Below are 6066 nucleotides of genomic sequence, written 5' to 3'. Positions count from 1 at the left end.
CGCGCCCCCCACGCGTCGGCGAGACCCTCCTCGGACGAGCCGGCGGACGCTTCTCCGGCGGCAAGGGGCTGAATCAGGCCGTGGCGTCCGCCCGCAGCGGGGCGCCCACGAGGTTCTGCGCGGTCGTCGGAGGCGATGAGGCCGCCGACGTGCTGCAGCAGACGCTGACGGAGGCCGGAGTCGTGGCGGCCCTCCGCCGCAGCGCCACCGCTCCGACCGGAGTGGCGCACGTGCTCGCCCTCGACGGCGGGGACAACAGTATCGTCGTCGCGGCGGGTGCCAACGCCGATCTCACCCCGGAAGACGCGGTCGGCGGGATCGCAGGAGCCGGGGTCGTGCTCGCGCAGCTGGAGGTGCCCGTCGAGAGCGTGGCCGCAGGGTTGCGTGCGGGGCGCGCTGCCGGCGCACTGACGATCCTCAACGCCGCCCCCGCGCATGCCGCGACGATCGGGATGCTCGCCGACGTCGATGTTCTCGTCGTGAACGAGACCGAGTGCGTCGAACTCGGCGGCGTCGACCGACTCCATGCGGCCGGTGCGCAGACGGTCGTTCTCACGCAGGGTGCCGGGGGAGTGACGCTCCATCGCTCGGGGAGCGATCCCGTGCACGTCGCCGCCTTCCGGATCGATTCGGTGGACACGACGGGAGCCGGCGATGCCTTCTGCGGTGCGCTCGCCGCGGCGCTCGCCCAGGGGATGGCGATCGAGGACGCCCTGGTCAGAGCCTGCGCGGCAGGAGCCGTCGTGGCTCAGCACCGCGGGGCGACCACGCCGCAGTTGACGCCCGGGTCGATCGCGGCGTTCGTCGACTCGCGCTGAGCCGCTACCGCGCAGGGGGCGTGGCGGGCGATGCGACCTCTTCCGCCTCGCCGGCGAACGTGTACTCACCCCCGCGCAGGCGCTCCAGCAGGTCGAGCAGCCACTGCTTCTCGGCGGTGAGGCGGGCGGTGGAGAGGTCGAAGATCTCCCGCACGTACTTCGGTGTCGTCTCGGAGCGCAGAGTGTCCTGCACGTCGAAGCCGTTCTGGGTGATGATCGCGTCGCTCTTGATGAGGCGGTGCTCGAGGCCGGCGATCACCTCCTGGCGGCTCAGCACGAACATGAACGAGGCCACGGTCATGATGGCCTGGGTGTCGAAGGCTGCGACGTTCCAGAGGTTCTCGCGCAGCATGCGCTGGAGCTCGACCTCGCCGGCCGGAGTGATGCGGTAGGTCGTGCGTGCCGGGCGCTTGCCCTCGGCTTCGGTGCCGCTCTCGGCGATGTAGCCGTCGACCTCGAGGGCGCGCAGGGCGTTGTAGATCGAGCCGGGCTGGATGTGCGCCCATTCGTCGACGTGCCACGTCATGAGCTCGCGGCGGAGGAAGTAACCGTGCACGGGCTGGAACTGCTTCACGGCGCCGAGGACGACGAGGCGGGTGGTCGACATGCCCCTCATGCTAACGGCTGGTGTCCCACATTCTTATTGTTTGCATGATCAAACTTGCCTATTATGAGTACTAGTCAAAGTTGACTAACGAAAGGAAGCCGAAATGACGACTGCCGTGACCGACGCCCTGCCGCGCGACCTCGCCCTCCGCCGGGCGTTCTCGGTGTATCCGACCGGCGTCGTAGCCCTCGCCGCGCATGTCGATGACCGCGCTGTCGGGATGGCGGTCAACTCCTTCACCTCGATCTCGCTCGAGCCCGCCCTCGTCGCGATCAGCGCGGCGCGGACCTCGAAGACCTGGCCGCTGCTCCGCGAGGTGCCCGAGCTCGGCATGAGCGTGCTGGCCGCGCATCACGAGCCGCTCAGTCGCTCGCTCTCGGCGCGTGAGGGCGATCGCTTCGGCGGGCATGACTGGCAGCGCACCGAGGACGGCGCCGTGCTGATCTCGGATGCCGCGCTCTGGCTCACCTGCCGCCTGCACAGCACCTTCGATGGCGGGGACCACGAGATCGCCCTGTACGAGATCGCCGACATCACCCTGTTCGACGATGTGGAGCCGCTGGTCTTCCATCAGAGCCGCTATCGGTCGATCGCCGGGTCTGCGAGCGCGTGAGCGCTTCGCCGTCCGCGATCGTCGTCGGCGTGGTCGTGCCCGGTGACGGGCGGGGGCGCGAGCTCGGCTTCCCGACGGCGAACCTGGCGCTGGACGGCAGCGACCTGCCCGCCGATGGGATCTACGCGGCGTGGACGCGTATCGACGACGAACCGGAGGTCTGGCCCGCGAGCGTCAGCGTCGGGACGAATCCGACCTTCGCCGGCGACCGGGAGAGGCGGGTCGAGGTGTATCTGCATGATGTGAACCTCGATCTGTACGGCCGGACGCTGGCGGTGACGCTCGTCGCCCGCCTGCGGCCCACGCTGCACTTCGAGGGGGTCGATGCGCTGGTCTCGCAGAGTGCGGACGATGTCCGCCGCTGTCGACGGCTCCTGGCTGGTCGTGGACCGGCTGGGGTCGCCTGAGAGGCGAGGACCGCCGCAGATCGAGTACTGTTTTACATTTCACTCCTGTGGTACTTTCTCCGCATCACCGACGATCCGGAGGAAAACCCATGCTCGCCCGCAAGAAGACCGCTTTCTTCACGTCCGCCGTCGTGGCACTCACCCTGTCACTGACAGGTGTGTCATCGGCTCATGGCGCCACCGGCTACTCCGCGCCCGAAGCTGCGGCTGCGACGAGCGCCGGGCTGCAGGCCGCGGGCGACGAGGCCGACCTCGATCCTCGCCTCGCGTCGTCGACCGACCTGGAGCTGCTGCTCCTTGTCATGACGGGACGCGGAGCCCTCGCCGATGCGCACCCCGAACTGATCGCCGAGCTCGGCGTCACTGTGTCCACACAGGCGCAGGCCGACGCGATGGCGGCCATCGCCGCGCAGTTCCTCACCGTCTCTCCCGCATTCTCCGCGACATGGGCGCCCGCGATCAGGAGTACCGACCCGGCCGTGAGAGATCAGGGCATCTCCGGATTCATGACGGACTTCATGGCTTACGTGATGTCGCACTGCCGACCCTCGTGCACCGTGTGAGCGGTCGGCCCACACCGCAGCGGATGCTCACTCCGACGAGGTGCCGCGCGGCAGCTGGTGCCGGGTGCCGCCGTCACTGCGGCGACGCCCCGTCGGAGGAGGCCCCTCGCCGGAAAGCACGGTGCGGGGGACGCTCCAGCGTGCCGTGGTTCCGCGCTCCGTCCGCTGATCCAGCGTGAAGGTGCCGCCATGCAGCGCCGCACGTTCGGCGAGGTTCTCGGTCCCTCCGGGGTCGCCGAGGGACTCCGCGATCCCGTCACCGTCGTCCTGCACCGAGACGATGACCTCTTTCTCCGAGACGGCGACCGTGACGGCGCAGGTGCTGGCCTGGGCATGGTGGGCGACGTTGGCGAGCGCTTCGCGGATGACGGCGATGACGTCATCCGCGAGCTTCCCGGTGACGACCGGATCGACCGGCCCCACGAAGGTGATCGTCGGCGCGGACGGCAGCGCGGGAGTGAGCTCGGTGATCACGTCGAGCGCGCGCCGGCGCACAGGACGGTCTTTTCTCTTCACGCGGCGCGTGCGGAGCGAGAATATCCCGGAGCGGATGTCGGTGATGGCCGCGTCGATCTCCGCGACGTGCTGCTCGAGTTCTTCGGCGTGGGCGGGGTCGGTGGCAGCGAACGCCTGCAGGCTCATCCCCGTCGCGAACAGCCGCTGGATGACGTTGTCATGCAGGTCGCGGGCGATGCGGTTGCGCTCTTCGATGATGTCGAGGTGCTGCCGATCCTCTCGAGCCCAGGCGAGTGAGGTCGCGAGACCCGCCTGGGCGACGAAATCGGAGATCGCGTCGATCTCGCTCGGGGAGAAGTCGCTGCCGGATGCCACTCGCGTGACGCACAGCGCCCCGATCGCATGCCCGGCAGCCACCAGGGGGACGGCCACCGTGGGCCCTGCGGCATCCTGGTCTCCGGCCAGGCTGGCGTGGGTGTCCTCATCGGTGAGGCTTCCGCTCACCACCCTTCCGCTGGCGATGGCGTGCGCGGCGACCGAGCTCGCCGCCGGGAGGACCCCGTGTTCGTATGCGGCGGACAGCGGTCCGCGGGCAGCGTCGATGCGGAGACGGTCGGCATCCACGTGGACGACGATCGTCACCAGGTCGCAGGCGACCACGTGAGTGACGCGCTCGGCCATGACGTCGAGGATGTCCTCGCGCTGAGGGGTCAGGAGCACGGCGCTCACGTCCGAGAGCGCTCGATTCAGTCGCTGCTGGCGACGAGCCTCTTCGGCCGCGCGGGCGTTGTGGATGGTGATTCCCGCGGTCGCGGCCATCGACTCGATGAGCTCCTCATCCTCGAGCGTGAAGACACCGGTTCGCCGATTCGACAGCACGAGGACGCCGCACACCTCGCCGTGGCTTCGGACCGGGACCCCGAGGAACCCCTCCATGGCAGGGTGATGCGGGGGGAAACCCGCGGACCGAGGGTCATCGCTCATCTGGTTCAGACGGATCGTGCGTCCGCTGTCGACCACCGCGCGGAACAGGGTCCCCGGCTCGGGCGGATCGGCGATCGTGGCCGCACTTCGCTGGTCGATGCCCACGTGGATGAATCGCTCGACAGCGCCGGCCGCGTCGATCACGATCAGCGCGCCGTATCGGGCTTGGATGAGGTCGGCGGCAGCTCGGACGATGCGTGTGAGAATCCTGTCGGCGTCGAGTTGGTCCGACGCGTCCGGCGAGAAGTCGACGAGACCGCGGAGCTGGCGGCGGGTGGCGAGGAGCCGAGGTGCGCGTGTCACGGGAGCGTCGTCCCCGTCGTCCTGCTGGGGGCCGGGCGTAATATGCGTCTGTCGGCATCTGTCCTGCATCCCTCCACCTTCCCCGGAGACCGACCGGTCTGCAACGCTCAGCCGGTATATGGCAGGCGCGTCGCCGGCAGGACTCCCGCTGCCGGAGGCCCGCTTTCCCGATCGAGCGGGGACCATGGTCCCGGCCGAGGCCGCGAAACGCCCGTTACGGTGCGAGAGACGTGCCTGGGCAGACCGGGCGGGCGAGCAGGCAGGAACGGGAGAGTGCGGGCATGACCTCAGTGTTCCTGGTCGACGACCATGAGATGGTGCGCAGGGGTGTCGCCGCTGTGATCCAGGCCACCCCGGATCTCGATGTCGTCGGTGAGGCGGGGGGCTACCGGGAGGCGACGAGGCGGATCGCGGCCACTCTTCCCGATGTCGTGGTCCTCGATGTGCACCTGCCGGACGGCAGCGGGATCGACCTGTGCCGGGCGATCCGGCAGAAGCATCCGGGGATGCGGTGCCTGATCCTCACGGCCTACGACGACGACGACGCGGTGATCGCGGCCGTGATGGCGGGGGCGGACGGGCATCTGCTCAAGACGGTGCGCGCTGCGGACCTTCCCGAAGCGGTGCGTGCCGTCGCTGCCGGACGTCGGCTGCTCGATCCCGCCACGGTGCGTCGGGCGACGGGCCAGGTCGCCTCGGGGTCGGCTGATTCGGCTGATCCCCGGTTCGCGTCCTTGACCATGCGCGAACGGCAGATCCTCGCTCTCATCGCCGACGCCCTGACGAACCGTCAGATCGCGGACCGGCTCGGTCTCGCTGAGAAGACGGTCAAGAACTACGTCACCTCGATGCTCGGGAAGCTGGGTTTCACCCACCGGACGCAGGCGGCGGTCTTCGAACTCTCGCGGATGCACGACGAAGGCTGACGCGCGGACGAGGATCCTCCCGGCGGGAGGCCGAGGGACGAAGGGCCCTAGAGCGCTGCTGTCTTCTGAGTGAGGGTGGCAGAGGACGATCTGGAGTCAGGCGAAGGGACGAGACGGTGAGCATTGCGATGCACAGCGACGCCGTGGGACTTCGGGCGCGAGGGGTGGAGGGCGGAGCGAACGACGATGGGGGCGTTCGCCCGGTGATGGGGACTGCGTGGGTGGCCGGGGGAGCCGTCCGAGCGGTTGCGGGGCTGTGCGGGTGGCTGTGGGAGCTGCGCGGACGGCTGTCCGGGGTTGCGGATGGCGGGGGCGCCGTCCGGGGGACGTGGACGGCTGTAGGACCGGTCCACGGATGAACGGATGGCTGTGGGGAGCTGTTCGGGCAG

The 6066-nt window shown here is 69.4% G+C and carries 7 protein-coding genes; 5 read left to right on the top strand and 2 right to left on the bottom strand.

What is annotated here, in order from left to right:
* On the top strand, nucleotides 1-818 hold an 818-nt coding region (locus tag ACNPM4_RS15415), incomplete at its 5' end, for a PfkB family carbohydrate kinase (RefSeq protein ID WP_448986265.1).
* A 4-nt stretch (nucleotides 819-822) separates the two neighbouring features.
* Here ACNPM4_RS15415 and ACNPM4_RS15410 read toward each other — a convergent pair.
* Complete coding sequence (locus tag ACNPM4_RS15410) at nucleotides 823-1425, bottom strand: PadR family transcriptional regulator (protein ID WP_372469143.1); 603 nt, start codon at nucleotides 1423-1425, stop codon at nucleotides 823-825.
* Between the two features lie 103 nt (nucleotides 1426-1528).
* Here ACNPM4_RS15410 and ACNPM4_RS15405 point away from each other — a divergent pair, with 103 nt between their 5' ends.
* From ACNPM4_RS15405 to ACNPM4_RS15395, 3 genes are all read left to right on the top strand, one after another.
* Nucleotides 1529-2038: a flavin reductase family protein gene (locus tag ACNPM4_RS15405; RefSeq protein ID WP_448986264.1), complete on the top strand. Its 510-nt coding sequence runs from the start codon at nucleotides 1529-1531 to the stop codon at nucleotides 2036-2038.
* Entirely contained in the window at nucleotides 2035-2445 is a 411-nt protein-coding gene (locus ACNPM4_RS15400) for a riboflavin kinase (protein WP_036302874.1), read from the top strand. Before ACNPM4_RS15405 ends, ACNPM4_RS15400 begins: the two co-directional genes overlap by 4 nt.
* Before the next feature lie 89 nt (nucleotides 2446-2534).
* Complete coding sequence (locus ACNPM4_RS15395) at nucleotides 2535-3008, top strand: hypothetical protein (RefSeq protein ID WP_448986263.1); 474 nt, start codon at nucleotides 2535-2537, stop codon at nucleotides 3006-3008.
* Nucleotides 3009-3035: 27 nt separating this feature from the next.
* On the opposite strand, the gene ACNPM4_RS15390 is transcribed toward ACNPM4_RS15395, so the two are convergent.
* Complete coding sequence (locus ACNPM4_RS15390) at nucleotides 3036-4751, bottom strand: sensor histidine kinase (protein WP_029260980.1); 1716 nt, start codon at nucleotides 4749-4751, stop codon at nucleotides 3036-3038.
* Nucleotides 4752-5032: 281 nt separating this feature from the next.
* On the opposite strand from ACNPM4_RS15390, the gene ACNPM4_RS15385 reads away from it, so the two are divergent.
* The gene (locus ACNPM4_RS15385) at nucleotides 5033-5677 is read left to right on the top strand and encodes a response regulator (protein WP_029260981.1); all 645 of its coding nucleotides are present in this window, start codon (nucleotides 5033-5035) and stop codon (nucleotides 5675-5677) included.
* The last annotated feature ends 389 nt before the right edge of the window (nucleotides 5678-6066 follow it).

The organism is Microbacterium umsixpiens (assembly GCF_053543675.1).
The sequence above is the reverse complement of the archived record's forward strand: the minus strand, read 5'-3'. Positions and strand labels throughout refer to the sequence as shown.

Coding starts and splice junctions, on each gene's coding strand:
- ACNPM4_RS15410 (WP_372469143.1), bottom strand. CDS start 1,425: ATGTCGACCACCCGCCTCGTCGTCCTCGGCGCCGTGAAGCAGTTCCAG.
- ACNPM4_RS15405 (WP_448986264.1), top strand. CDS start 1,529: ATGACGACTGCCGTGACCGACGCCCTGCCGCGCGACCTCGCCCTCCGC.
- ACNPM4_RS15395 (WP_448986263.1), top strand. CDS start 2,535: ATGCTCGCCCGCAAGAAGACCGCTTTCTTCACGTCCGCCGTCGTGGCA.
- ACNPM4_RS15385 (WP_029260981.1), top strand. CDS start 5,033: ATGACCTCAGTGTTCCTGGTCGACGACCATGAGATGGTGCGCAGGGGT.